The 25,934-nt window shown below is 74.8% G+C and carries 23 protein-coding genes, 1 tRNA gene and 1 pseudogene; 6 read left to right on the forward strand and 19 right to left on the reverse strand.

The window, feature by feature from the left end:
• The first annotated feature begins 384 nt into the window (after positions 1-384).
• Positions 385-564, forward strand: a complete 180-nt coding sequence (locus JK356_RS18985) for a hypothetical protein (RefSeq protein ID WP_201869876.1) — start codon at positions 385-387, stop codon at positions 562-564.
• Positions 565-676: 112 nt separating this feature from the next.
• Here JK356_RS18985 and JK356_RS18990 read toward each other — a convergent pair.
• The 11 genes from JK356_RS18990 to JK356_RS19040 form a co-directional block, all read right to left on the reverse strand.
• A tRNA-Met gene (locus JK356_RS18990) sits at positions 677-750 on the reverse strand.
• A gap of 60 nt (positions 751-810) precedes the next feature.
• Entirely contained in the window at positions 811-1,137 is a 327-nt protein-coding gene (locus JK356_RS18995) for a DUF3140 domain-containing protein (RefSeq protein ID WP_307815741.1), read from the reverse strand.
• Entirely contained in the window at positions 1,134-1,796 is a 663-nt protein-coding gene (locus JK356_RS19000) for an endonuclease (RefSeq protein WP_374100680.1), read from the reverse strand. Before JK356_RS19000 ends, JK356_RS18995 begins: the two co-directional genes overlap by 4 nt.
• On the reverse strand, positions 1,793-2,050 hold the full coding sequence (locus JK356_RS19005; RefSeq protein ID WP_307815743.1) for a hypothetical protein: 258 nt from the start codon (positions 2,048-2,050) through the stop codon (positions 1,793-1,795). The genes JK356_RS19000 and JK356_RS19005 overlap by 4 nt, the downstream gene beginning before the upstream one ends.
• A gap of 26 nt (positions 2,051-2,076) precedes the next feature.
• Positions 2,077-4,365, reverse strand: coding sequence for an alpha-xylosidase (gene yicI, locus JK356_RS19010; protein WP_201869878.1), 2,289 nt, complete (start codon positions 4,363-4,365; stop codon positions 2,077-2,079).
• Positions 4,362-5,768 (reverse strand): GH1 family beta-glucosidase, encoded by a 1,407-nt coding sequence (locus JK356_RS19015; protein WP_201869879.1) that lies wholly within the window; start codon positions 5,766-5,768, stop codon positions 4,362-4,364. Before JK356_RS19015 ends, yicI begins: the two co-directional genes overlap by 4 nt.
• 128 nt (positions 5,769-5,896) lie before the next feature.
• Positions 5,897-6,724 carry a carbohydrate ABC transporter permease gene (locus JK356_RS19020; protein ID WP_201869880.1) on the reverse strand — a complete coding sequence of 276 codons (828 nt, stop codon included), beginning with the start codon at positions 6,722-6,724 and terminating at the stop codon, positions 5,897-5,899.
• A 6-nt stretch (positions 6,725-6,730) separates the two neighbouring features.
• Positions 6,731-7,681: a carbohydrate ABC transporter permease gene (locus JK356_RS19025; protein WP_201869881.1), complete on the reverse strand. Its 951-nt coding sequence runs from the start codon at positions 7,679-7,681 to the stop codon at positions 6,731-6,733.
• A 31-nt stretch (positions 7,682-7,712) separates the two neighbouring features.
• Positions 7,713-8,948 (reverse strand): extracellular solute-binding protein, encoded by a 1,236-nt coding sequence (locus JK356_RS19030; protein ID WP_201869882.1) that lies wholly within the window; start codon positions 8,946-8,948, stop codon positions 7,713-7,715.
• A 59-nt stretch (positions 8,949-9,007) separates the two neighbouring features.
• On the reverse strand, positions 9,008-10,036 hold the full coding sequence (locus JK356_RS19035; RefSeq protein WP_201869883.1) for a LacI family DNA-binding transcriptional regulator: 1,029 nt from the start codon (positions 10,034-10,036) through the stop codon (positions 9,008-9,010).
• A gap of 210 nt (positions 10,037-10,246) precedes the next feature.
• Positions 10,247-10,387 carry a hypothetical protein gene (locus JK356_RS19040; RefSeq protein WP_201869958.1) on the reverse strand — a complete coding sequence of 47 codons (141 nt, stop codon included), beginning with the start codon at positions 10,385-10,387 and terminating at the stop codon, positions 10,247-10,249.
• Between JK356_RS19040 and JK356_RS22260 the strand changes: the two are divergent.
• Positions 10,360-10,566 (forward strand): annotated as a pseudogene (locus JK356_RS22260) (DUF664 domain-containing protein); the annotation flags it as partial. The gene JK356_RS19040 and the pseudogene JK356_RS22260 overlap by 28 nt on opposite strands.
• 66 nt (positions 10,567-10,632) lie before the next feature.
• Here JK356_RS22260 and JK356_RS19050 read toward each other — a convergent pair.
• Positions 10,633-11,430, reverse strand: coding sequence for a TetR/AcrR family transcriptional regulator (locus JK356_RS19050; protein ID WP_201869884.1), 798 nt, complete (start codon positions 11,428-11,430; stop codon positions 10,633-10,635).
• Between the two features lie 39 nt (positions 11,431-11,469).
• Here JK356_RS19050 and JK356_RS19055 point away from each other — a divergent pair, with 39 nt between their 5' ends.
• The 3 genes from JK356_RS19055 to JK356_RS19065 all read left to right on the forward strand — a co-directional run bounded on the left by JK356_RS19055 (position 11,470) and on the right by JK356_RS19065 (position 15,696).
• Positions 11,470-13,791: an excinuclease ABC subunit UvrA gene (locus tag JK356_RS19055; protein WP_201869885.1), complete on the forward strand. Its 2,322-nt coding sequence runs from the start codon at positions 11,470-11,472 to the stop codon at positions 13,789-13,791.
• 77 nt (positions 13,792-13,868) lie between these two features.
• Positions 13,869-14,723, forward strand: a complete 855-nt coding sequence (locus tag JK356_RS19060) for a fumarylacetoacetate hydrolase family protein (protein WP_201869886.1) — start codon at positions 13,869-13,871, stop codon at positions 14,721-14,723.
• Positions 14,724-14,877: 154 nt separating this feature from the next.
• Positions 14,878-15,696 (forward strand): calcium-binding protein, encoded by an 819-nt coding sequence (locus tag JK356_RS19065; protein ID WP_201869887.1) that lies wholly within the window; start codon positions 14,878-14,880, stop codon positions 15,694-15,696.
• A gap of 146 nt (positions 15,697-15,842) precedes the next feature.
• Here the strand turns inward: JK356_RS19065 and ligD are convergent, their stop codons facing one another.
• Entirely contained in the window at positions 15,843-16,853 is a 1,011-nt protein-coding gene (ligD, locus tag JK356_RS19070) for a non-homologous end-joining DNA ligase (RefSeq protein ID WP_201869888.1), read from the reverse strand.
• Positions 16,854-16,931: 78 nt separating this feature from the next.
• Between ligD and JK356_RS19075 the strand changes: the two genes are divergently transcribed.
• On the forward strand, positions 16,932-18,002 hold the full coding sequence (locus JK356_RS19075; RefSeq protein WP_201869889.1) for an ATP-dependent DNA ligase: 1,071 nt from the start codon (positions 16,932-16,934) through the stop codon (positions 18,000-18,002).
• Here JK356_RS19075 and JK356_RS19080 read toward each other — a convergent pair.
• The 6 genes from JK356_RS19080 to JK356_RS19105 all read right to left on the reverse strand — a co-directional run bounded on the left by JK356_RS19080 (position 17,983) and on the right by JK356_RS19105 (position 25,933).
• Positions 17,983-18,405 (reverse strand): HIT family protein, encoded by a 423-nt coding sequence (locus JK356_RS19080; protein ID WP_201869890.1) that lies wholly within the window; start codon positions 18,403-18,405, stop codon positions 17,983-17,985. The genes JK356_RS19075 and JK356_RS19080 overlap by 20 nt on opposite strands.
• A 38-nt stretch (positions 18,406-18,443) precedes the next feature.
• On the reverse strand, positions 18,444-18,743 hold the full coding sequence (locus tag JK356_RS22445) for a hypothetical protein (protein ID WP_307815745.1): 300 nt from the start codon (positions 18,741-18,743) through the stop codon (positions 18,444-18,446).
• 343 nt (positions 18,744-19,086) lie between these two features.
• Positions 19,087-20,358, reverse strand: a complete 1,272-nt coding sequence (locus tag JK356_RS19090) for a glycosyltransferase (protein WP_236671592.1) — start codon at positions 20,356-20,358, stop codon at positions 19,087-19,089.
• The gene (locus JK356_RS19095; protein WP_201869891.1) at positions 20,310-21,179 is read right to left on the reverse strand and encodes an alpha/beta fold hydrolase; all 870 of its coding nucleotides are present in this window, start codon (positions 21,177-21,179) and stop codon (positions 20,310-20,312) included. Before JK356_RS19095 ends, JK356_RS19090 begins: the two co-directional genes overlap by 49 nt.
• Positions 21,180-21,182: 3 nt before the next feature.
• Entirely contained in the window at positions 21,183-21,506 is a 324-nt protein-coding gene (locus JK356_RS19100; protein WP_307815747.1) for an acyl carrier protein, read from the reverse strand.
• Positions 21,503-25,933, reverse strand: coding sequence for a type I polyketide synthase (locus tag JK356_RS19105; RefSeq protein ID WP_201869892.1), 4,431 nt, complete (start codon positions 25,931-25,933; stop codon positions 21,503-21,505). The genes JK356_RS19100 and JK356_RS19105 overlap by 4 nt, the downstream gene beginning before the upstream one ends.
• Position 25,934 lies beyond the last annotated feature (1 nt).

A 25,934-nucleotide genomic window follows, 5' to 3' on the forward strand; every position in this document is an offset into this window, starting at 1 on the left:
ATCGCCAGCTTCTGCCAGTCGCTGGGGATGGTTTCTCCTGTCAGCCAGTCGTGGAGGGTCGAAGTACCCACCCCCGTCCGCTGGGCCAGCCTCTCGTAGGTCGGCTTTCCGGCTGCCCGGTACAGCGCGGCCAGCCTCGCGTGAAACTCCCGCTCCGGATCGCCTTGCGGTCCCACCCGCTACCGCTCCTCTCTCCGCGGCCTGCCACCCCGCGCACCGTCCGGACCCCGTCCGGACGGAACATTCCGGGAACCCCCTCGCACACGGGCTGGCCAGGATAAACGGCCCGCACCGCCCTGTGCGGCGTTTCCGGACAACTGCCCCACGGTGGGCTCATGGACACCACCAACCGCCCCCACCCGGCCGAACCGGAGGTGTCCAACCATGACCGCTCTGCTTCCGCTCCTCGACGGCATCCTGGTGTCCGCCGTCATCGTCGCCGTGTACACCGTCACGGTCGCCGCCGTCGCTCTGACCGCCGCTCTGGCCCGGGACACCCGGCGCCGGCGCGACGCCCGCGAAGCCCTCACGATCCTGCTGCGCCGCTGGCCGGGCAGCCGGTGAGCCGCACGCGCCCCTCACTCCGGTCTCTGGTCCCGCCTCGCACGAGTCCGTCCGGGCTTGCTGCGCCCGGACATGGCGAAGGCCCGGACCGTGTGGTCCGGGCCTTCCGTCGTAGCGGGGACAGGATTTGAACCTGCGACCTCTGGGTTATGAGCCCAGCGAGCTACCGAGCTGCTCCACCCCGCGTCGGTGCCTCCCAGTATACCCCTTGCCGGACGGTGCTCTGACCTACCCACAGCGGCCGGGTCAGGAGCGGAGCGGGTCGTGCCCCAGGCACATCAGGCGCGCCCGCCACAGCGCGTCCGGCAGCTCGCCGGGGCCGGCCGCCCGTTCGGCGCGGACCGTCGCGACGACCTCGCCCATCAGCCCGGTGTCCGCCTCCGTCAGCTGTGACGGGCGCCGGGCCAGCAGCGCCAGCACGGCCAGCACCCGCCGCCCGCGCGCGGCGCGCGGCTGCGCCCGGGCGGTGCCGGTCCGCAGCCAGGCGGCCAGCTCCAGCGGCGTCATGTTGACGGCACGCTTGAACTCCGCCCGCAGCAGGGCGAACTCCAGCGGCCCGGTCAGCTGGCTCACCCGGCGGCCCGCGCCTTGACCTCGTCCGCGAGCGAGCGGTCGAGCGCCACCCGCACCAGGCCCGCCGACAGCCGCGCCACGTCGTCGCCCGCCACCAGGCCGGAGAGCGCCTTGGGGGAGCGGGGCAGCCCCAGCCGCTGGGCACCCTCGCGGGCCTTGGCGTCGATGTGCGGCGCGCACTCGGGCCAGACCGCCTGTACCTCCCGCAGGAAGATCTCGGCGCCCGCCGGGCCGATGCCGGGGAACTCCTGGAGCGCGGCGCGGAGGTCCCGCGCGCCTCTGAGCTTCCGCAGGTCGCCGCCGTACCGGTCGAGCAGCAGCCGGGCGGCGTCGCCGAGCTGGGTGGCCGTCCGCTCGTCGTAGCGGCGGTAGTGACCGGCGCCGAGCGCGTCGACCCGCTGCTGCCACGTGGCCTTCGCCATCCGCTCCGGCGTCCGCATCCCGGCGTCGAACAGGGCGCGCGCCGCCGCCACCGCCACGTCGGCGCGGATGCGGGCGGACAGCAGGTGCGCCAGCACCAGCAGCTGGTACAGGGCCGCGGGGGTGTTCCGCAGCCGGATCCCGGCCTGGGCGGCGTAGGTCCGCCCGCAGCGGTCCAGCAGCGCGCGCGTGGTGGCCTCGGCCTTCCTGGCCGGCGCGGTTCTCGCCACGGATGTCACCCCTCCCGCCGCCGTTCCCGCCGTTCGCTTCTCCGCTCGCCCTCGGGGCCGGCGCCGCGCTCGGTGCGGGGACCGCGCGGCTGCCAGTGCGCATCGCGCTGGAGCTCGTCGTTGGCCTCCTGGTTGGCGTGCTGGTCGGGGACGCCCCGGTTCTCGGCGTCCTTGCGGCGGTGGGCGCGGTGGATGTCGTACTTCTTGCTGCCGGGTTCTGGCATCACGATCACCTCGGTGCCCGCCGGGTTCCCGGTGGGCACCGAGGTAAAACGGTACGCCGGGCCGCTCAGTCCGCGACGGTGAGGGTCACGGTGTCCCCGTCATCGCCGGGGGCCACCGGCTCGCCGTAGCCCCCGGGCCCGGCCAGGCTCACCTGCCACGGCCCGGCGGCCCGCTCGGCGCGCACGGTGACCGTGCCGCCGCTGCGAGTGGTGCGGAAGAGGGCGCCGGGGCCCTCCCCGTTGCCGGGGATGCGGGTGATCGTCTCCTGGCCGTCGGCCGGGGCGTGCACCCGCAGGGTGACGCCGTTCGCCCAGTCGTACACCGTCTGGTCGCCGGTGGCGCCGAGGGGGATGACCGAGCCGGGCCGCGCCAGCAGCGGCAGGCTGGACAGCGGGAACCGCTCGCGGCGCCAGCCCGGCCCCTGGACCGGCTCGCCGGTCAGCAGGTGGGTCCAGGTGCCCCCCGGCACGTAGTACTCGACGGTGCCGTCCTCGCTGAAGACGGGCGCGACCAGCAGGTCGCCGCCGAGCATGTACTGGCGGTCAAGCGTGTGGGTGGCCGGGTCGTCCGGGAACTCCAGCAGCATGGCCCGCATCACGGGGGTGCCGTGCTCGTGGGCCTGCTCCGCGGCGCGGTACAGGTAGGGCATCAGCCGGTTCTTCAGGCGCGTGAAGTCGCGGGTGACCTCGACGGCCTCGTCACCGTAGTCCCAGGGCACGCGGTAGGAGTTGCTGCCGTGCAGGCGGCTGTGGGAGGACAGCAGCCCGAACTGCACCCAGCGGGTGAAGACGGCGGGGGTGGGCGTGCCCTCGAAGCCGCCGATGTCGTGGCTCCAGAAGCCGAAGCCGGACAGGCCCAGCGACAGGCCGCCGCGCAGCGACTCGGCCATGGCGCTGAAGGTGGACTCGCAGTCGCCGCCCCAGTGCACGGGGAAGCGCTGGCCGCCGGCGGTGGCCGAGCGGGCGAACAGCACCGCGTCGCCCGCGCCGCGCTCCTCCGTCAGCACCGAGAAGACCGTCTCGTTGTACAGCTGCGTGTAGTAGTTGTGCATCCGCTCCGGGTCGGAGCCGTCGTGCCAGGCCACGTCGGTGGGCACGCGCTCGCCGAAGTCGGTCTTGAAGCAGTCCACGCCCTGCCGGGTCAGGGCGCGCAGCTTGTCGGCGTACCACTGGCGGGCGGCCGGGTTGGTGAAGTCCACCAGCGCCATGCCCGCCTGCCACATGTCCCACTGCCACACGTCGCCGTTGGGCTTGCGCAGCAGGTAGCCCTCGCGCATGCCCTCGGCGAACAGCGGCGACTTCTGGCCGATGTACGGGTTGATCCACACGCAGATCCGCAGGCCCTGCTCCTTCAGGCGCCGCAGCATGCCCTCCGGGTCCGGGAAGGTGTCCGGGTCCCAGGTGAAGTCACACCACTGGTACTCCTTCATCCAGAAGCAGTCGAAGTGGAAGACGCCCAGCGGGATGTCGCGCTCGGCCATGCCGCGCACGAACCGCGTCACCGTCTCCTCGTCGTAGTCCGTGGTGAACGACGTGGACAGCCACAGGCCGAAGGACCAGTCCGGCGGCAGCGCCGGGCGGCCGGTCAGCGCCGTGTAGCGGTTGAGGATCTCCTTGGGGGTGGGGCCGTAGATGACCAGGTACTCCAGCGACTGGTCCTCGACGCTGAACTGCACCTGGCCCACGGCCTCCGAGCCGATCTCGTAGGAGACCAGGCCGGGGTGGTTGACGAACACGCCGTAGCCCTTGTTCGTCAGGTAGAACGGCACGTTCTTGTACGCCTGCTCGCTGGCCGTGCCGCCGTCCGCCTGCCAGATGTCCACGACCTGGCCGTTGCGGGTGAACGGCGTGAACCGCTCGCCCAGCCCGTACACCAGCTCACCCACGCCCAGCGACAGCTGCGCCAGCGAGTGGTGCGCCCCGTCGGGGGTGACGGCGAACCCGGTGCCGCGCCCCTCCACCGACGTCAGGGTGCGCCCCTCGGCCGTGAAGTCCAGCCGCCACGGTGCCGCGGTGTCCACGCGCAGCGACAGCGGGCCGCTGGACAGCTCGACGACCGAGCCGTCGCGCGCGGTCTTCGCGGTGTGCTCCTCGTCCGTGCGCAGCGGGAACGACGGCGTCCGCGGCACCCGGCCGGCGTGGTGGGTGGACCGCACCCCGATCACGCCCTCGGCGGGGGAGAAGCACTCCACCGTCAGCAGCGGGCTGTTGAGGGTGTGGCCGCGGCGCTCCACGCGCCGCACGGCGCCGTAGAGCGTCAGCCGGTCCGCCTCCACGCGCGCGTCGGCGATCTCCTTGACGTAGGAAACGCTGACGCCCTCGCGCATCAGCCAGTAGCCATCGGTGAACTTCACGGGGTCTCCTGCGTGGTGGTGCGGTGGTTCTTGATCAGGTCCCGGTACCAGCGGTAGCTGTCCTTCGGGAGGCGTTCGAGGGTGTCGTAGTCGACCCGGACGATGCCGAAGCGCTTGTCGTAGCCGAAGGCCCACTCGAAGTTGTCCAGCAGCGACCAGACGTAGTAGCCGCGGACGTCCACGCCCGCCGCGATGGCGTCGGCCAGCGCCGCGAGGTGGTCGCGGAGGTAGGCGACCCGGTCCGCGTCGTGGACCTGCCCGTCGGCGGCGACCGTGTCGTCCTCGGCCGAGCCGTTCTCGGTGATGACGATCGGCGGCAGGTCCGGGTAGCGGCGCGTCAGGTCGACCAGCAGGTCGGTGAACGTGTGCGGCACGACCGGCCAGCCCATGGTCGTCAGCCGCACGTCCTGCCGCATCGACTCGGCGGCGCGGATGTCCACGGCGGTGCGCGTGGCGGGGTCGGGGTCGGTGTAGGGGGCGTCGGCCACCGTGATCGGGCGGTAGTAGTTGATGCCGAGGAAGTCCAGCGGCGCCCCGATCAGCTCCAGGTCGCCGTCGCGGCGGTAGGAGCCGTCGGCCATGGCGCCCCAGGTCTCCTCCTCGTGGCGCGGGTACCGCCCGGCGAACAGCGGGTCGAACCACACCTCGTTGTGCAGCGTCTCGGCGCGGCGCAGCGCGGCCTGGTCCGCCGGAGAGTCCGAGGCGGGCAGCAGCCGGTCCGGGTTGAGCGTGATGCCCACCTCGCGGACGCCGGCGGCGCGCAGCGCCTGCACCGCCAGGCCGTGCCCGACCAGCAGGTGGTGGGCGGCGGCGAGCGCGCCGCGCCCCTCGCGGGCGCCGGGGGCGTGGCGGCCGATGGCGTAGCCCACGAAGGCGGAGCAGAACGGCTCGTTGAGCGTGATCCACCGGTCGACGCGGTCGCCGAGGCGCTCGGCGACGACGGCGGTGTACTCGGCGAAGCGCTCGGCGGTCTCCCGGACCCGCCAGCCGCCCTTGTCCTCCAGGGCCTGCGGCAGGTCCCAGTGGTAGAGGGTGGCGGCCGGGGAGATCCCGGCGGCGAGCAGCTCGTCGACGAGGCGGTCGTAGAAACCGAGACCCGGGACGTTCACCTCGCCGGCGCCGGTGGGCTTCACGCGGGGCCAGGCGATGGAGAACCGGTAGCTGTCCACGCCCAGGTCCGCGAGCAGCGCGACGTCCTCGCGGTAGCGGTGGTAGTGGTCGCAGGCCACGTCGCCGGTGTCGCCGTTGGCGACGCGGCCGGGCTCGCGGCAGTAGGTGTCCCAGATCGACGGGCCCCGCCCGTCGGCGTCGTGTCCGCCTTCGATCTGGTAACTCGCGGTCGCGGCGCCGAAGAAGAACCCCTTGGGGAAGCGGGGGAAGCCGGAGGTGTCACCGGAGGTCATGTCAGGCCCGTCTCTTTCCTGCGTGCGGTGCGTGCGTGTGCGCGCCCGGCGTGCGCCGGGCGCGATCCCATGCTCCCCGGACTGGCCTGCGGTTACGCGGCCGGCCGCCGGGGCGTGCGGTGCGTGCGTTACTTGAGCGAACCTCCCGCGATGCCCGCGGCGATGTAACGCTGGGCGACGATCAGGAGGATGGCGGCGGGGATGGCCGACAGCACGGCGGTGGCCATGACGGCGCCCCAGTCGCTGACGTGCGCGCCGATGAACTGGTAGATGCCCAGCGTCACCGGCCTGACGTCGTCCGTGGTGTTGAGCGTGAGCGCGAAGATGAAGTCGGCCCAGGCGAACAGGAAGGCGAACAGGCCCGCGGTGATCAGCGCGTTGCGGCTCATCGGCAGCACGATGCGGACGAACGCGGTGAACCGGTTGGCGCCGTCCACCATGGCGGCCTCCACCACCTCGCCGGGGATCGACACCATGAACGCCCGCAGCAGCACGATCGCGAACGGCAGGCCGAGCGAGGCGTCCGCCAGGATCAGGCCGAGGTAGGAGTTGACCAGCCCCAGCTCGGCGTAGGCGCTGTACAGGGCGTTGGCGACCACGATGCCGGGGACCATCTGGGTGATCAGCGTGCCGAAGACAATGCCGCGGCTGCCGCGCAGCCCGAACTGCGCCAGCGCGTACGCCGCGGGCGCCGCCAGCGCCAGGCAGACGGCCACGGCGCCCAGGGAGACCACCAGGCTGGTGACCAGCGAGCCGCCCTGGGTGTCCAGCGCCGCCCGGAAGTTCTCGAAGCCGGGCGAGGCGGGGATCAGGTCGGCGTCGGCGATCGAGCCGTGCGGCTGGAGCGCCGTGCTGATCATCCAGTACAGCGGGAAGAGCATGACGACCAGCACCAGCAGCGCGGCCGCCGTGTTCCAGGCGCGGCGCGCGCGGGAGGGAGCGGTAAGGCGGTTCATCGTCGGTCACTTCCCCTTGCCGGAGTCAGCGCGGTTCACCCGCAGGTACAGCACGGCGAACACGGCGCTGATGAGGATCAGGACGTTGCCGACCACGGCGCCCGCGCCGAAGTCGAGCTGGAGGAACGACAGCTGGTAGGTGAGCGTGCCCAGCGTCTGCGTGGAGTCGGCGGGGCCGCCGCCGGTGAGGGCGAGGATCAGGTCGAGGATCTTCACCGTCGACATGAAGCCCAGCACCAGCACCACGGTGACCACCGGGCGCAGCATCGGCAGCGTGATGCTGCGGAACGTCCGCCACGGGCCGGCGCCGTCCAGCGCCGCCGCCTCGTACAGCTCGCGCGGGATCTCCTGCAGGCCGCCGTAGAGGATCACCATGTTGAACGGGATGCCGATCCAGATGTTCACCAGGATCGCGGCCAGCAGGGCGACGCTCGGGCTGCTCAGCCACGGCACGTTGTCCACGCCGAAGACGCCGAGGAAGCTGTTGAGGACGCCGTGCTCCTCGTCCATGATCCGGCGCCACACCACGGCCGAGACGACCATGGGGACGAGCCAGGGCAGCAGCAGGACGGCCCGCACGAAGCCGGAGAGAGGGAAACGCCGCGAGAAGAACACCGCCAGGCCCAGGCCGATGGTGAACTGCCCGAGCAGCGAGCCGGCGGTGAACAGCAGCGTCTGCCACAGCGCGTCGCCGAAGAGGCTGTTGCTGAAGACGTTCCGCCAGTTCTCCAGGCCGTTGAACGGCGCCTCGCCCGTGAAGTAGGTGCGGGGGGTGAACTCCTGGAAGCTCATCAGGACGTTCCGCACCAGCGGGTACCCGAAGAAGGCGAGCAGGTAGGCCAGGGCGGGTGCCAGGAACAGCCACTGGTACAGGCGGCCGCGGGCGCGGTGCCGGCGCACGGTGGCCGGGGCGGGCGGCACCGGGGACTTCGCCAGGGGCGGGGTGGTCGTGGTCATGACCTCGTTCTCCGTTCTCCGTCTCCGGGTCTCACTCGCCCGCCGCCTGGCGCTGGGCCCGCTGCAGGGCCTGCTCCGGTGAGGACTGGCCGGTCAGCACGGACTGGAACGCCCCGGCGAGCGCGTTCTCGACCACCGGCCAGCCGGTGCCGACCAGCGCGGTGCGGGAGCGGGCGGTGGTGACGAGGTCCGCGAAGGCGGCCAGCTTCGGGTGGGCCTCGCGGTACTCCTGCGCCGCGTCGGCACGGGTCGGGACGTTGTTGACGCGCTCGCCCCAGGCCAGCTGGTTCTCCTCGGAGTTCAGGCAGTTGAGGACCTCGGCGGCGTTGGCCTCGCGCTCGGGGTCGCCCTTGGGGATGGTCATCACGGTCCCGCCGATCGGCGGCACCGGGTCGCCGCCCGCCTCCGGCACGGGGATGCTGGCGACAGCCCAGTCCACGTCGTCCTGCTCGCTGAGCACCGGTACCTGCCAGGGGCCGTTGATCATCATGGCGGCGCGTCCGGCGAGGAACTGGTCGTTGACGTCCTGCTGGTTCCAGTTGACGACGGACTGCGAGGCGGAGCCGGCGTCCACCAGGTCCTTCCACAGCTGGAGCGCGGGCGCGCCCGCGCCGTCGCCGAGCCGGGACTCGTCGCCGCCCGCCGACCAGAAGAACGGCAGGAACTGGTAGACGCCGTCGGCGTTGGGGCTGGCGCTGAAGGCCATGCCGTAGGTGCTGCCCTGGGTCAGCGCGGCGGCCGCCGACTCCAGCTCGTCCCAGGTCTCCGGCGGCTCCAGGCCCGCCTCGGCGAGCATGTCCACGTTGTAGATCAAAGCCAGCGAGTTGACGGACCTGGCGATGCCGTAGGGGGTGCCGTCGAACGAGCCCATGGCGACCGCGCCGTCGGAGAAGCCCGACATGTCGACCCCCAGCTCGTCCAGCGGGCGCAGCCCGTCGGTCTCGGCGAACTGCGGCAGCTCCGAGCCGTCCAGCTCCAGGATGTCCGGCAGCGAGTCCGAGGACGCCATGCGCAGCGCCTTGGAGGCGACCTGGTCGGCGGGCACGCTGATCTGCTCCACCTCCAGGCCGAGCGGCTCGGCGCAGCGTTCGAAGAACTCCTGGTTGGCGTTGTGCTCCCGGGTGTCGGTCGCGGAGTTCAGCACAGTGAGGGTGCCGGGGTCGGGCTCGGCGGCACAGCCGGTCAGCCCTGCCGCGACCACGGCTCCTGCCGCGGTCAGGGCCGCGGGCACCGTTATGCGGCGCCGGCGCCGTGGGGTGGTCTGCATGGGTGTGTCCCTTGGGTTGCGGGGTCGGGGTCGGACGGGGGGAAGCCGGCGGTCCGGCGTCAGGGCGCCGCGTCGCGCCCGGAGGGCGGCGGGATGGCGGGGCCCTCGGCGAACCGCGGGGAGATCAGTTCGTGGCGGGCCTCGCCGTTCCCGCCGCCGATCGCCTCGACGGCGAGCTGGACGACGGCGGCGGCCATCCGGCCCACGGGCAGTTCGATGCGGGGCAGCGCGCTGGTGCCCGGCTCGTCCGGCAGGCTGCCGACCGGCACGACGGCGAGGTCCTCGGGAACCCGCAGCCCCAGCGCGGCGATCTCGTCCCTGACCTGGTTCAGCAACACCAGGTGCTGCACGACCAGCGCGGTCGGCCGAGGCCGCGAGGTCAGCGCGCGGCGCACCAGCTGCCGCAGCCGCTCCGGGTCGGCGGAGGAGGGCTGGAGCGTCACGTCGGCCGTGGTGCGGCGCGCCGCCTCGCGGGCGCCGTCGAGGCCGTGGAGGGCGTAGCCGCGGCGGTCGGCGATCTCGTGCTCGGCCGAGGCGAGGAAGACGATCCGCTCGTGGCCGCGGGCGGCGGTCTCGGTGAGGGCCAGGGAGACGGCCGCTTCCCAGTCGAGGTCCACCCACGGCAGGCCGGTCTCGTCGCGGGCGTCGCCGTGGCCCAGCAGCGCGGTGGGGAAGGACATCTCGCGCAGCGCGGTGATGCGGGGGTCGGCCTCCTGGACGGCCATGAGGATGGCCGCGTCGGCCAGGCCGCTCCCGGCGACGCGGCGCAGCCCCGCGACGCCGGGCTGGTCGGTCATCATCAGCACGTCGTAGCCGTGGGCGCGGGCGGCGTCACTGATCTCGATCGCAAACCTCCCGTCCACAGCCCGGTACTTCCCCGGCTCCCTGGGGACGGCGAGCACCAGGACGTCGCTGCGGGCGCTGCGCAGGGTGCGCGCGCTGGCGCGGGGGTGGTATCCCAGCTCCGCTATCGCAGCCCGCACGGCCTTTCGCGTCTCTTCGGAGATCTTCCGCGATCCGCTCAGGACGTACGAGACGGTGCTGGGCGCCACCCCGGCCCGCCGGGCGACATCCTTGATCGTGGCCATTCCCCCGCTCCTTCGCGGCTGTGTGCGAGTGGAAACACTCGTGCAATCGAATCGATTCGTCGAATCGATTCGACCGGTGGAAGGGGATACTAGGCCGCCCTGCTACGGCAGGCAAGCCCCGCCTGCTTCCGGCGCCGGGACGCTGCGCGCGGCGCCCCTGCCCCCGCCCGCCCCGCCGGCCGGAGCCCTACGGTCCCGGGCACGACCAACTCAGCACAGCCGGATTTGCCGCTCGCCCGGGAGGAACCGCTGGGCACCGGCGGCGAGCGGGAGGTCCTCGAAGCCTTCCCCGGCGGGCAGCGCGAGGCAGTTCGCGGAGTACGCGGCCGTCTGCGCGGAGTCCCGCCGCATCGCCGCCGGTCTCGCGCTGGACGACTCCGTGCCCCACTCGCGTCTGGGCCGGGTGCCGCTGGGGCTATGTCCACATGACCGAGGAGACCGCCCGCCACGCCGGCCACGCCGGCATCCTCCGCGAGCAGACCGACGGTGCCGCGGGTGACGGGCCCTGGCCGGCGTCCGGGGCGGCCTGACGGACACGCGGCCGGAACGGGCCGCCTCCGTCTTCGCGGCGACCGCACCCGGCACCCCGCCCTTTCCTAGGACCTGGCGGCGGCCGCCTCGATGCCGTCCAGCAGCAGCGCCAGGCCGTCGCGGAAGGAGACCTCGGCGTCCCGTTCCAGGTAGGCGCCCGCGTCCGTGCCCTCCTTAGCCCGCGCCGTCTCCAGCCACACCAGGCCGGGAAAGCGGTCCGCCAGGTCGGGGGCCACCTGCTGCAGCACGGCCGAGCGCGAGGCCCACCACTCCTCGTCGGTCACGCCCGTCTCGCGTACCGCCTGGCGGGCGTCCGCCGCCACCTGCGCCGCCCCGCGCACGAAGTGGTTCAGCGAACCCACCACGCCGCGCAGCGTCCGGGCGTCAAGTCCGGTGCCGTGCCGCAGGATGCCGACGACGGTCTCCTCGGCGGCGAACTCGTTCGGCCCCAGCACCGGCCGCACCCGCGAGACCTGGAGCACCCACGGGTGCCGCAGATAGAAGGCGTAGGCGTCCTCGGCCCACGCGGTCAGGGCCGCGCGCCAGCCCTCATGGCCGCTGTAGTCAGTGGGCAGTTCGGCCATCACCCGGTCGTGCATCAGGTCGATCAGCTCCCGCTTGCCCGGCACGTAGGTGTACAGCGCCATGGCGGTGCGGCCCAGCTGCTCGCCGACGGACCGCATCGACAGCGCCGCCATGCCGTCCCGGTCGGCCAGCGTGATGGCTGCGTCCACGATGGCCTCCACGCTCAGCTGCTGCCGGGGACCGGGCCCGCGGCGCCGGGCCGGGGGCTCCCCGCCGGCGCCGCGCCAGAGCAGGGCCATGGTCGTGCGGGGGTCGCCCTGAGCGGCGTAGACAACCAAAGTGACAACTCCTTACAGCGTAAAGTATCGTCGCGCGGCATGGGGCCTCAGACAACGGAGCACGGTATACAGCGGGCCGCGGCGGACAGCCACGACGTCATCGAGGTGCGCGGCGCGCGGGAGAACAACCTCAAGGGCATCTCCCTCGACATCCCCAAGCGGCGGCTGACGGTCTTCACCGGCGTCTCCGGCTCGGGCAAGTCCTCCCTGGTCTTCGGCACGATCGCCGCCGAGTCCCGCCGGCTGATCAACGAGACCTACACCGCCTTCATCCAGTCGTTCATGCCGAGCGTGCCGCGCCCCGACGCCGACGCGCTGCGCAACCTGAGCGCGGCGATCGTGGTGGACCAGGAGCGCATGGGCGCCAACGCGCGCTCCACCGTGGGCACCGCCACCGACGCGTACACCCTGCTGCGGATCCTCTTCAGCCGGCTCGGCACCCCGTACGCCGGCCCCGCCACCGCGTTCAGCTTCAACAGCCCCGAGGGCATGTGCCGCGCCTGCGAAGGACTCGGCCAGGAGACCACCGTCGACACCAGCCAGCTCGTGGACCGCGGCAAGTCGCTGAACGAAGGCGCCATCACCGTGCCGGGCTTCGCCGTCGGCTCCTGGTACTGGCAGGTCATGGCCGGCTCCGGCCTGTTCGACCCGGACCTCCCGCTCGCCGAGTACACACCCGCGCAGTGGGAGGACTTCCTCCACAAGCCCGCCACCAAGATCAGACACGGCTCCCGCACCCTCACCTACGAGGGGCTGGTGGTGAAGGTGCGGCGCCTGTACCTGAGCAAGGACCGGGACGCGCTCCAGCCGCACCTGCGTGCCTTCGTCGACCGCGCCGTGACCTACGCCGCCTGCCGCGCCTGCGGCGGCACCCGGCTCAGCGAGGCGGCGCGCTCCTCGCGGATCAAGGGCGTCAGCATCGCCGACGCCTGCGCGATGCAGGTCAGCGACCTGGCCGGATGGATCGCCGGCCTCGACGAGCCGTCGGTGGCGCCGCTGCTGGCGACGCTGCGCGAGACGCTCGACTCGCTCACCGAGGTCGGCCTGGGCTACCTCAGCCTGGACCGCGAATCCGCCAGCCTCTCCGGCGGTGAGGCGCAGCGCGTGAAGATGGTCCGCCACCTCGGCTCCTCGCTGACCGACGTCACCTACGTCTTCGACGAGCCCACCGCCGGGCTGCACCCGCACGACATCCAGCGGATGAACGCCCTGCTGCTGCGGCTGCGCGACAAGGGCAACACGGTGCTGGTCGTGGAGCACAAGCCGGAGACCATCGCCATCGCCGACCACGTCGTCGACCTCGGCCCCGGCGCGGGCGCGGCCGGCGGCACCGTCTGCTACCAGGGCGACGTGGCCGGGCTGCGCGGCAGCGGCACCCTCACCGGGCGCCACCTCGGCCAGCGCACCCCGCTCCGCGACACCACCCGCCCGGCGCGCGGCGCCCTGCGCATCGAGCACGCCGACCGCCACAACCTCAAGGACGTCAGCGTCGGCATACCGCTGGGGGTGCTCACCGCCGTCACCGGCGTCGCCGGCTCCGGCAAGAGCTCCCTGATCCACGGCTACCTGGCCCGCCGCGACGGCGTCATCGTCGCCGACCAGTCGCCCATCCGCGGCTCCCGCCGCTCCAACCCCGCCACCTACACCGGCCTGCTCGACCCGGTCCGCGCCGCGTTCGCCAAGACCAACGGGGTCAAGCCGTCGCTGTTCAGCGCCAACTCGGAGGGCGCCTGCCCCGCCTGCAAGGGCCTCGGCCTGGTCTACACCGATCTGGCGGTCATGGCCGGGGTCGCCTCCGTCTGCGAGCGGTGCGAGGGCAAGCGGTACACCCCCGAAGTGCTGGCCTACACGCTGCGCGGCAAGAACATCAGCGAGGTCCTGGCGATGAGCGTCAGCGAGGCCCGGGAGTTCTTCACCTCAGGCCCCGCCCGCGCCGTGCTCGACCGGCTCGCCGCCACCGGCCTGGGCTACCTCAGCCTGGGCCAGCCGCTCACCACCCTCTCCGGCGGCGAGCGGCAGCGCCTGAAGCTCGCCCTCCACATGGCGCGCCAGGGCGCCGTCTACGTGCTCGACGAGCCGACCACCGGCCTGCACCCGGCGGACGTCGGGCGGCTGCTCGCCCTGCTCGACCGGCTCGTGGACGACGGCAACACCGTGGTCGTCATCGAGCACCACCAGGCCGTCGTGGCGCACGCCGACTGGGTCATCGACATGGGACCGGGCGCCGGCCACGACGGCGGGCGCGTCGTGTTCACCGGCACCCCGGCCGAGCTGGTGGCCCGCGGCGACTCCCTCACCGCGCGCCACCTGCGGCGCTACCTCGGCAAGGAAGAGACGCAAGGGGCGGGGCGTGGCTCTTGAGCCCGGCGGCGTTCCGGGGAGAGAGTGTGGTGACCATTGACCGCAACCGCTTGCCCCGAACCTGGAGTCACCCCCTCATGCGTCTGATGCGCGTCGGCGAGCCGGGCCGCGAACGGCCCGTGCTCGTCTCCTCCGACGGCGAACGCCACTACGACCTGCGGCCCGTCACCCCCGACATCGACGGCGCCTTCCTCGCCGCGCTGGCCGGCGACCCCGGCCTCGTGCCCGGCGAGGACGCGCTGCCCGCCACCTCCATCGCCGGGGAACGCGTCGGGCCGCCGGTCGCCCGGCCCTCCGCCGTGCTGTGCATCGGCCAGAACTACGCCGCGCACGCCGCCGAGTCCGGCGCCGAGCCGCCCGAGCGGCCCATCCTGTTCTACAAGTCCCCCAACACCGTGGTCGGCCCGTACGACGACGTGCTCATCCCCCGGGGCTCGACCCGGACCGACTGGGAGGTCGAACTCGCCGTCGTCATCGGGCGCCGCGCCCGCTACGTGTCCTCGCCCGCCGAGGCGCTCGCCCACGTGGCCGGGTACGCCGTCAGCAACGACGTCTCCGAACGCGCCTTCCAGCTCGAGGAGTCCGGCGGCCAGTGGTCCAAGGGCAAGAGCTGCGAGACGTTCAACCCCCTCGGCCCCGTGCTCGTCACCCCCGACGAGGCCGGCGACCCGCAGGCGCTCCGCCTGCGCTCCTGGGTCAACGGCGAGGCGCGGCAGGACTCCACCACGGCGGACATGATCTTCACCGTCGCCGAGCTCGTGCACCACCTCTCGCAGTACCTGGTCCTGGAACCGGGCGACATCATCAACACCGGCACCCCCCAGGGCGTCGCGCTCTCGGGCCGCTTCCCGTACCTGAAGGACGGCGACGTCGTCGAGCTGGAGATCTCCGGCCTCGGCCGCCAGCGCACCCGGCTTTGCCCCGCGCCCTGACGCCGGGCACGCGCGCAGCGCGCGCACGACGGCGGTGGCCCCTCGGCGCCCGGCGCGAACTCCCCGTCCCCACCGCGCATCAGAACCCGTGACACCGGTCCGCAGCACGCGGCCGGGCACGGCAACGAGCCAAGGACAGGAGAGACGGGGACACATGCACAAGTCCACCCTCGCCCTCGGGGCGCTGGCACTCACCGCCGGGCTGGCCGCGACCGCCGCCACGGCGGCCGCCAGCCCCCGGACCGCGGCGGACACCGGGGCCACCGCCGTCACCGACGACGGCGGCCACGCCGTCTTCTACACGGCGGGTCCGGGCGAGCGCAACGACGTCACCATCAGCTACGGCACCGCTGGCTACACCGAGTTCATCATCGACGACGTGGTGCCCATCACCGCCGGGGAGGGCTGCCACCATCCCGACCCCCAGGACCCCACCCGTGTCTCCTGCTCCCTCACGGAGTTCGGCGACTTCTGGACGCGCGTCATCGTCGACCTCGGCGACGAGGACGACACCCTCCGCAGCGGCGCCGGAGACGAGAACACCATCGACGGCGGCGACGGCGACGACATCCTCACCGGCACCGGCCACGACAACTTCTGGGGCGGCGAGGGCGACGACCTCCTCACCGGCGGCAGCTTCGTCTACGGCGGCCCGGGCAACGACCAGATCACCGGTTTCAGCTTCGCCGCCTACGGCGAAGACGGCGACGACCTCCTCACCGGCACCAGCGGCGACCAGGAGATCAGGGGCGGCCGCGGCGACGACACGATCCGCGGGCAGGGCGGCCGCGACACGGTCTACGGCAACAGCGGCAACGACACCCTGTACGGCGGCCGCGGGCCCGACCTCCTGCGCGGCGGCCCGGGCGACGACGTGCTCTACGGCAACAGCGGGGACGACCAGCTCTACGGCGGCCCCGGCACGGACCGCCTCTCCGGCGGGCCCGGCACCGACGAGATCCACCAGAACTGACAGGCCGGTCCGGCTGACGCCGCCGCACCTGCCCTGCAATCCTTCGCACGACGACGGGTGCGTGCGCCCGGCGGCGACGCCACCGTCGTGCACCGGCACCCTGCCCTGACCCCGCCCGCCGCGGCGCCCCGCCCGGCCGGCGGCCGTCAGCGGTCGCGCCGCGCCCGGCTGGGCTGCACCCGCCGCGGCTCACCGGCCGCCTTCGGATGCTGCGGCGGGTACGGCAGGTCGCCCAGCCCCAGGTCGCGCTCGTCCCGCAGCGCCGCCTCGAACACCGCGTCGAGGCGGAACGCGTGCTCCTCCATGTCCGCGTGCACGTCCCCCCGCTCCGCGAACCGCTGCGGCATCGTGCCCAGGTCGAAGTCCTCCGGCACGGCGTCCCCCACCTCCTCCCACCGCAGCGGCGCCGACACCGTGGCCCGCGGCCGGGCACGCACCGAGTAGGCGCTGGCGATCGTCCGGTCCCGGGCCATCTGGTTGTAGTCCACGAAGACCCTCTCGCCCCGCTCCTCCTTCCACCACGCCGTCGTCACCCGCTGCGGATCGCGGCGCTCCAGCTCGCGGCCCACCGTGATCGCCGCACGCCGCACCTGCCGGAACGTCCACTCCGGCACGATCGGCACGAACACGTGCAGCCCCCGCCCGCCCGACGTCTTCGGCCAGCCGGTGAGCCCCAGGTCCGCCAGCACCTCGCGCAGCCCGAACGCCGCCCGCACCGCGTCCGCGTAGTCCGTGCCCGGCTGCGGGTCGAGGTCGAGCCGCAGCTCGTCCGGGTGCTCAGTGTCCCCGCGCCGCACCGGCCACGGGTGGAACGTCAGGCACCCCAGGTTCGCCGCCCACACCACCGCCGCCGGCTCCGCCGGGCAGATCTCGTCGGCGTGCCGCCCGCTGGGGAACGAGATCCGGCCCGTCGCGATCCACTCCGGCAGGTTCTTCGGCGCCCGCTTCTGGAAGAACGACTCACCTGTCACCCCATCGGGGTAACGCTCCAGGGTGGTCGGCCGGTCCCGCAGCGCCCGCACCACGCCGTCGCCGACGGCGGCGAAGTACCGGGCCACGTCCAGCTTGGTGAAGCCGCGCTCCGGGAAGTACACCTTGTCCGGGCTGGACACCCGCACCGTCCTGCCCCCCACCGTCAGCTCGGCCGCCTCCGCCATACCGCCACGGTAGGCCCGGCCCGCGCGCGCCGCCCGCCGGCGGGCGGACCGCCCCGCGCCGCCGCACACTGACGAATCATGGACCTCCCGGTGATGCCGCCCGTCACACCGATGCTCGCTGCCACCGCCCGGGCGATCCCGCCCGGCATGCACTACGAGGCCAAGTGGGACGGCTTCCGCGCCCTCGTCTTCCGCGACGGCCCCGAGATCGAGCTCGGCAGCCGCACCGGCAAGCCCCTCACCCGCTACTTCCCCGAACTCGCCGACGGCCTGCGCGCCCAGCTGCCGGACCGCTGCGTGGTCGACGGCGAGATCATCATCGTCCGCGGTGACCGCCTCGACTTCGACGCCCTCACCGAGCGCATCCACCCCGCCGCCTCCCGCGTCCGCCAGCTCGCCGAGCGCACCCCGGCCAGCTTCGTCGCCTTCGACCTGCTCGCCCTCGGCGACGACTCGCTCACGGCCGCCCCGCAGCGCGACCGCTACGACGCCCTCGCCCACGCCCTGCGCGGCGCCCGCCACCCCCTCTTCCTCGCCCCCGCCACCCGCGACCAGGCGCTGGCCCAGCGGTGGTACGAAGAGTACGAGGGCGCCGGGCTCGACGGCGTCATCGCCAAACCCCCCGACCAGCCCTACCGCCCCGGCGAACGCGCAATGGTCAAGATCAAGCACGAGCGGACCGCCGACTGCGTGCTCGCCGGGCTGCGCCACCACAAGAGCGGACCGGTCGTCGGCTCCCTGCTGCTGGGCCTCTACGACGACGCGGGCGCCCTCCAGCACGTCGGCGTCTGCGCCGCCTTCCCGATGCGGCGCCGCCGCGAGCTGATGGACGAGCTGCGGCCCCTGGTCATGGCCAGCCCCGAGGACCACCCCTGGGCCGACTGGGCCCAGGCAGCGGCGCACGAGACCCGCCGCATGCCCGGCGGCCCCAGCCGCTGGACCGGCACCAAGGACCTGTCCTGGATCCCGCTGCGGCCCGAACGCGTCCTGGAGGTCGCCTACGACCACATGCAGGGCGACCGCTTCCGCCACACCGCCCGGTTCCGCCGCTGGCGCCCGGACCGCGAGCCGCGCAGCTGCACCTACGCCCAGCTCGCCGAGCCCGCCCGCTTCGACCTCAGCGAGATCCTCAGCCCCCGTCCGCGCTGAGCGCGGCCCGCAGCCGCGCCGCCACCTCCTCGGCGTGTGCCGCGTCCCGGTACCCGGTGCGGGGCCAGAAGAAGCCGCGCAGCCCGTCCCGGGGGCGGCGGGGCACCACGTGCACGTGGAAGTGCGGCACGGACTGGCTGACCCGGTTGTTCGCCGCCACGAACGTGCCCCCGGCCGCCATGCCCCGCTCCACCGCGCCGGCGAGCCGCCGCACCCGCGTGAAGAACGGGCCCACCGCCGCCTCGGGCAGGTCCGTCAGCGTCTCCACGTGGCGGCGCGGCACCACCAGCACGTGACCGGGGAACAGCGGCCGGTGGTCGAGGAAGGCCACCGCCTCGGCGTCCTCGAACACCCGGTGACCAGCCGCCTGGCCGCTCACGATCGCGCAGAACAGGCACTCCACGCCCCCAGTCTCTCCCTCCCAGCCCTCCGCAGCCCCACTCAGCGGTGCCGCCGCGCGATCACCCGGTAGGCGTTCGCCAGCGCCGTGCGCCGCGCCACCGGCGCCAGCAGCAGGTCCAGCGTGTACACCGCCAGCAGCAGCGGCACGGCGGGCGGCACCAGCGCCGCCCGCACCGTCCGGGCCAGCCGCCCCGGGGGCGCCGCGCGCCACGGCACGTCCTCGGGCGGCAGCAGCCGCGAGTACCGCAGCCAGGCCGCGCACACCAGGTCGTTCGGCACGTGCGCTGTCCCGCGCTCTGCCCGCAGCACCTCGAAACCCAGCCGCTCCAGCTTCCGCACCAGGTTCCCGGCCGGAACCGCCGCTCGCTGCCGCGCCCGCCCAGCAGCCGCCCGGTGCTCTCGGCGCCCAGCCCGTCGTAGAAGTCGCGGTAGTAGAACGCCAGCCCCTCGTCGCTCAGCCGCGGGTTCTGGAAGACGTGACCGCAGTCCCGGCAGCGCTCCAGCGTGAACCGCCCCGGCTTGCCCTGGAACAGGTCGGCCGTCCGCAGCCGGGGCGCCAGCCGCCGCGAGCCGCACCACGGGCAGTCGTCCCGCCGCGGCAGGAAGAACCGCTCCGTGCCCTCGGCCAGCTCCCTGAGGTAGCGGGGCCGCGGCGACCCGCGCCGCCGCGCGGCCCGCCATCTCACGCCCCCCTTCCGTCCGGGGCCGCCGCGGCGGAGACCGCGTCCGGCCCCGCGGCGGCGAGCTCCGCCAGCGCCTCGGCCGCCGCCGGGGCGCCCCCGGCCGCGCGGAACGAGCCGCTGACGCGCCGCGCCGCCGCCCGGAACCGTTCCTCGGTCAGCAGCGCGTCCAGCGCTGCGCCGATCTCCTCGCCGCCGGCGCGGGCGAACCGCACCCGCAGCCCCGCCCCCGCCGCCGTCACCTGCTCGGCGACCAGCGGCTGGTCGTCGCGGATCGGCGCCACCAGCAGCGGCACGGCGTGCCACAGCGCCTCCACCACCGTGTTGTGCCCGGCGTGGCACACCACGGCCGACGCGTGCCGCAGCAGGTCCAGCTGCGGCACCACGGGCCGCACCAGCACGTCCGGGTCCGCGGCCGGCACCGCGGGCAGCACCCCGCCCGGGTCCGCGAACACCGCCCGCACCCGGCCCGCCCGCGCCCGGACCGCCGCCAGGCACGCCCGCAGGAACCGCGCCCCCGCCGCCGCGTTGACGGTGCCGAGCGTGACCAGCACCAGCGGCGGGCCCTGGCGCCGCACCCACTCCCACGGGAACTCGGTCCGCTCCGCCCGGCCGCCCAGCGCCGGGCCCACCAGCCGCACCGGCCCGCCGCCCCCGGCGGCCTCCCCGAGGCCGCCGGTCAGCTCCCGCGTGGAGAACGCCACCGTCAGCCACGGCGAGAACCGCGGGTCGTGCGTTGCCGCCGGATCACCGATCCGCTCCCGCAGCGCGGCCAGCCGCCCGGCCAGCCACTGCCCGACCTTCGGCAGCCCGCGCAGCCCGTCCGCCAGCTCCGTCGCCGTCGTGCACGACGTCGCGAACCGCACCCCGAGCCGCTCGGCCACCAGCGCCCCCGCCACCGCCTGCTGGTCCGCCACCACCAGGCCGGGACCGAACGACCGCACCGCCGCCTCGACCCCCGGCGCCATCGCCTCCGCCAGCGGGCACAGGAAGTCGTCCCACAGAAACCGCAGCGCCGCCACCCCGCGCAGCCCCGGCGGCCGCTCCCCGAGGCCGGCCGGGCCCTCGCACGCGAACACCTCGGCGCCGCCGCCGAGCAGCGCGGCCAGCGTCTCCCGGTGCCCCGCCCACGCCACGCGGTGGCCCCACGCCGTGAGCGCGGCCGCCACCGCGGCCGCCGGGTAGACGTGGCCGGCCAGCGGCGGCACCACGAACAGGAACCGGCTCACCGCGCCGCCGCCCCCGGCACCGTCCCCGGCGCCGGGGACGGCCATGCCTGCTCGCCAACCCACCCCAGCGCGATCCGGCACACCTCGCGCGGCGCCTCCACCAGCACCGAGTGCCTCTGCCCCGGCACCTCCGCCACCCGCACCCGGGGCAGCAGCGACGCCAGCTCGGCCGTCTGCGCCGCGACCAGCCCCTGCCCGCCGTTGAGCAGCAGCACCGGGCAGCGCAGCGCCGCGATCTCCTCCCGGCTCAGCACCGCACTCGCCGGGATGTCACCGGCGATCGTGGTGGACGCGATCAGCCGCGCCGCGCCCCGGCCCAGCCGCATGATGTGCGGGTCGTCCGGCGCGATCCGGCGCGCCGAGGACAGCGCGCCGTACTGCCGCACGAACCAGGACAGCGCCTCGCCTTCCGGCAGCTCGCGCGTGGCCTGGTGGAGCGCCGCGCGCATCGTCGCGGCCCACTGCGGCGTCGCGGGACCGGACTCGATCACCACCACGGACGCCGCACGGTCCGGCCAGCGCCAGGCGAAGTCCAGCGCCACGGTGCCGCCGAAGGAGTTGCCCACCAGGTGCACCGGATGCCCGATGCCCAGCGCGTCCAGCAGCCCGGCCAGGTCGGCCGAGAAGTCCTGCACCGTGTACCCGGTGGCGGGGCGGCCGCTGCGGCCGTGCCCCCGCTGGTCGTACAGCACCGCGTCGAACCCCGTGGCGGCGAACGCCGGGCCCAGCGTGAAGTAGAAGCTCGCCAGGCTGTCGATGAAGGCCCCGTGCACGAACACCACCGTGGGCGGCACCCCGCCCCGGGGGTTCCGGGGCGGCAGCCGGCGGACGTTCAGGCGCACGCCGTTGACCGCGATCGTGGCCATCGCTCAGCTCACCCGCCCCCCGGACGCCTCCAGCACGCCCGCCACGTACGCCACCAGGCGGCCGACGGTCAGCCGGATGATCTCCTCCAGCTCCAGCCCGCCCAGGAACTCCGCGAGGTTGACCGCTGCGCCGTAGCGCTCCTCCAGCCGCTCCGCGAGCGTCACCAGGTCGACGCTCTCCAGCTCCAGGTCGTCCGCGAGCCGGGTGTCCATCCCGATCGGCGTCTGGGCGGGATCCTCCTCGCCGAGAATCCCCCTGATCATCCCGGCCACCTCCGCCAGGACGGCCTCCTCGGCCCGCGGCGCGGGATTCACTGCGGAGTTCACTCGTTCGTCTCCTCGTCCTCGCTCGGTGACGTGGTCCAGGCCACGACGTACTGTCTGCCGCCCTCGGTCACGCACGCGCTGCGCACGCGGTACCGGCGCCCGCGCACCGCGACCGCCAGCTCCGCCGGACCGGCGGCGGTCACGGCGAAGTCCTTCGGCCTGCCGCGCAGGCCCGTCCCCTCCGCCTTGGCCACGGCCTCCTTGGCCGCCCAGAACCGGGTGAACCACAGCTGCGGGCTCTCCCCGGAATTGGCGCACCGCTCCGCCAGCAGCGCGCGTTCGCCCTCGCCGAGCGCGAAGGCGGCCGAAGCTTCGCCGCGCCCGGCGACCTCCTCGATGTCGATGCCCACCCCCGGCGCCGGACCGGACCCGGCGCCCACCAGCGCCACGGCAGCCTCCCCCCGGTGCGCCAGCGACAGCGCCAGCGGCGGCAGCCGCCTGCCGTGCGCCCCGGCCGCCACGGGACGCCCCGACGGGTCGTTCCGCACCGTGATCTCCGCCGGGAACACCTCGCCCTCGCCGCGCTCCCACAGCCACCGCCGCACCGCATCCTTCGCCGCGATCCGGCCGAGCAGCCACTGCCGCCGCCCCCGCGGCGGGCGGCGCGCGTACTCCTCGCGCTCCTGGCGGCCGAGGTACATGCGCATCACCAGGTCCCGCGAGGCGAGGTCGGGCCACTGGTCGAACAGCAGCGACCAGCCCTCGGGCCGGGCCACCGACAGGCCGCGCCGCTCCGGGTACCCCGAGGAGCGGCGGGCGGGAGGCACCCCGAACCGCCGGTCACGCCAGCCGCGGATCTGGGCCCACACCGTGTCCCCGTGCGTCAGCCAGGCGTCCGCCTCGATCTCGCGCTCGGTCACCGCGACCACCCTCACCAGGCACGCCAGGGCCGTGCCCGGGGCCGGGTGCGGGCCGAAGAACCGCAGCGCGCGCACGGCCACGGGAAAGATGACGGACCGCTCGGGCAGCGTGACGAACGTCCAGTAGCCCAGCAGCTGGCCGACGTTGTCCAGCAGCCCGCCCGGCGCCGGCGGCACCGTCAGCACGCCCCGCACGTGCCGCTCGCCCAGCGCCGTCAGCTCCGTCAGGCCCCGGAACGCCGGGCCGTGGAACAGCCACCGGTCGCGGTACAGCTCCGCCGGGCGGTGACCGCAGGGCCGCTCCGGCCCCGGCCGCTGCGGCGGGGGCGGCGGCGCGGGGTAGCCGGGGGCCAGCTCGATCTCGGCGCTGGCGTTGGCGCCGAACGCGGTCCGCAGCCGCCCGGGCCCGGCCGGGCGCGCCGTCAGCTCGTACTCGCGGGCCGGGACGGCGTCCGTCCACGCCGTCAGCCGCAGATCGTGCACGGCCACCGCCCGCAGCCCCCGGGAGCGCGACTCGGCGAACTCCATCAGGTGGTGCAGCACCGTGGTCGCCGGCACGACCGGGCGCCGGTCCGACAGCTCGGGCCAGCCGGCGCGCTGCGGGAAGAAGCAGTGGTCGCGCAGGTACGGCATGTCCGCCACCGACACCCGCAGCCGTCCCGGTGCCACCGCCCCGGCGGACCTGGCCTGGCGCGCCGTCAGCAGCCGGGCCGCCGCCTGGGCGGTGTCGGCCAGCGTCTGCCGCAGTTCGGCGGCGACCGGAACGGTCCCGGCCAGCCGCGACAGCTCCGCCAGCTCCCCGCCGCCGCCCGCCCCGGCGGCGGGAACCGGCCCGGCCGCCGGGGGCGCCGCGTCCGCCAGCGCCTGCCGCACCTCGCCCGCCAGCCGCCGCCGCGCGCCGGCGCCGAGCGACACCAGCGCGCCGCCCAGGTCCAGCCGCACCGCCCGGCGCCCGGGCCCGGCCGCCGGGCACAGCCGCCCGGGATCGACCGCCGCGCCCTCCGCCCACAGCGCCGCGGCCACCCGGTGCAGCTGCGCCAGCCCGTCCCGGTGCGGGGAGTTGGCCGCGACCGCCAGGTGGCCGCGCTCGCCCAGCACGTCCCCGATCAGCGAGCCGAGCTGCCCGGGGCCCAGCTGCACGAACGCCCGGAAACCGGCCGCGTACATCGCCTCGATCAGCGGCCGGAAGCGCACCGGCTCCAGCAGGTGGCGCCGGAACAGCTCCCGCACCTCCTCGGCCTGCTCGGGGAACGGCGCCGCCGTCGTCCCCGACCACACCGGCACCCGCGGCGCGCGCACCGGCAGCCGCCGTGCCCCCGCCAGCAGCGGTTCCAGATACGGCGCGAGCATCGGCGTGTGGAAGCCGGACCGGAACGGCAGCACGCGCGCCAGCACCCGCCGCTCCCGGAACCACGCCACCACCTCGCCGACCGCTTCGCCCGGCCCGCACACCATCGACTGGCGCGGCGAGTTGTCGTGCGACAGCACCACGTCCGGCCAGTCCGCCAGCGCCTCGGTGACCCGCTCGGCCGGCGCGCCGATCGCCGCGAACACCAGCCCCGGCACCCGCAGCGCGTCCGGGTCGAACGACGCCAGCACCTCGTCCGCCTCGGGCCCCCACAGTCCGCTCGCCCGCATCGCCGCCCACTCGCCCACGCTGTGCCCCGCCACGCCGTCGGGGGCCAGCCCCATCCGCCGCAGCGCCTGGTCCAGCAGCCGCCCCACCGCCAGCACCCGCAGCCCGTGCCGGGCGACGTCACCCACCCCGGTGGCGCCCGGCTCCCCGGCCACCGGCGGCAGGCCGAAGCGGCGGGCTATCTCCGCCAGGCCGCGCGGCGCGAACTCCGCCTCCAGGCCGGGAAAGACGAACGCCAGCCGCCCGCCGCCCGCCAGCAGCGGCGCGGGCGAGAACCACACGTCGCTCCGGCCCCGCCAGGCCCGCCCCCGGGCCGCCGCCCGCCGCGCCAGTGCCAGCCGTTTCGCCGTCGGATCCACCAGCGCCAGGCGGCAGCCGCCCCCGTCGCCGCCGCCGTGCGCCGGCCCCGCCCGCAGCGCGGCGTCGTCCGCGTCGAGCCGCTCCGCCAGCGCGGCGGGCGACTCCGCCGCGAACAGCAGCACCCGGGCCGGTTCCCGCACCAGCGCGGGAGACGGCGGCGCGGGGGAGCGGGGGACCGTGCCGCCGGGCGCCTCCTCCAGCACCACGTGCGCGTTGATCCCGCCGAATCCGAACGCGCTGACCGCTGCGCGGCGCGGCCCGTCCGCCCGCCACGGCCGCGCTGAGGCGACCGGCCGGAACCGGGTCCGTGCCAGCGCCGGGTGCGGCGGCTCGGCCCCCAGCGTCGGCAGCAGCGTCGCCCGGTGCAGCGCCAGCGCCGCCTTCACCAGGCCCGCGGCCCCGGCGGCGGGCATGGCGTGCCCGATCATCGACTTCACCGAGCCGATCACCGGCTCCCGCCCGCGCTCCCGCTCCTCCGGCGGGCCGAACACCTCGGCCAGCATGGCCAGTTCCGCGGCGTCACCCGCGGGCGCGCCGGTGCCGTGCGCCTCCAGCAGCCCCAGCGCCCCCGGCGCGCGCGGATCGAGCCCGGCCGCCCGCCACGCCTGCCGCACCGCGCGCGCCTGCCCGCCCGGATCGGGGGAGACCAGCGCCCCGGCCCGGCCGTCGCCCGCCACACCCGTCCCCCGGATGACGGCGTAGACCCGGTCGCCGTCCCGCTCGGCGTCGGCCAGCCGCCTCAGCACCAGCACGCCCGTGCCCTCGCCGATCAGGATGCCGTCGGACTCGGCCGAGAACGGGCGGCTCAGCCCGCTCGGCGACAGCACGCCCAGCTGGCTGAACACCGTCCACAGCGTGATGTCGTGGCAGTGGTGCACGCCCCCGGCCAGCATCGCGTCACACTCGCCGGCGGCCAGCCGCGCCACCGCGTGCTCCACGGCGACCAGCGAGGAGGCGCACGCCGCGTCCACCGTGTACGCCGGCCCGCGCAGATCCAGGCGGCTGGCGAGGCGGGAGGCGGCCAGGTTGGGCACCAGCCCGATCGCCGCCTCCGGCGGCTGCGGGCCCAGCGCCTCGCAGAACGCCTCCCGCACCCGCCGCAGCCGCTCCTCGCCCAGCTCCGGCAGCAGCTCCCCCAGGGTGCGGGTGAGCTGGTGCGCCGTCCGCACCCGCTGGTCGTGACGCGCCAGCCCCGGGCTGAGGTAGCCGCCCCGGCCCAGCACCACGCCGATCCGGTCCCGGTCGCCCAGCCGCCCGGCGCCCCCGGCGTCGGCGAGGGCGTCGGCGGCCACCGCCAGCGCGATCAGCTGGTCCGGGTCGGTCGACGCCACCGCGTGCGGCATGAGCCCGAACCGCGTCGGCTCGAATTCCGCCAGCCCGTCGACAAACCCGCCCCGGCGGCAGTACACCGGGTCCGGATAGCACCCCGGGTCCCAGCGCCAGGCCGGCGCGTCGGTGAGGGCGTCCGTGCCCGACACCAGGTTGTCCCAGTACGCGGCCAGGTCACGGGCGCCCGGCAGCAGCACCGCCATGCCGGTGATCGCCACCGGCTCGTGTGAGGGCGTGGTCATG

The organism is Streptomyces sp. 7-21, from assembly GCF_016741785.1.
In the GTDB taxonomy this organism is placed as follows: Bacteria; Actinomycetota; Actinomycetes; order Streptomycetales; family Streptomycetaceae; genus Streptomyces.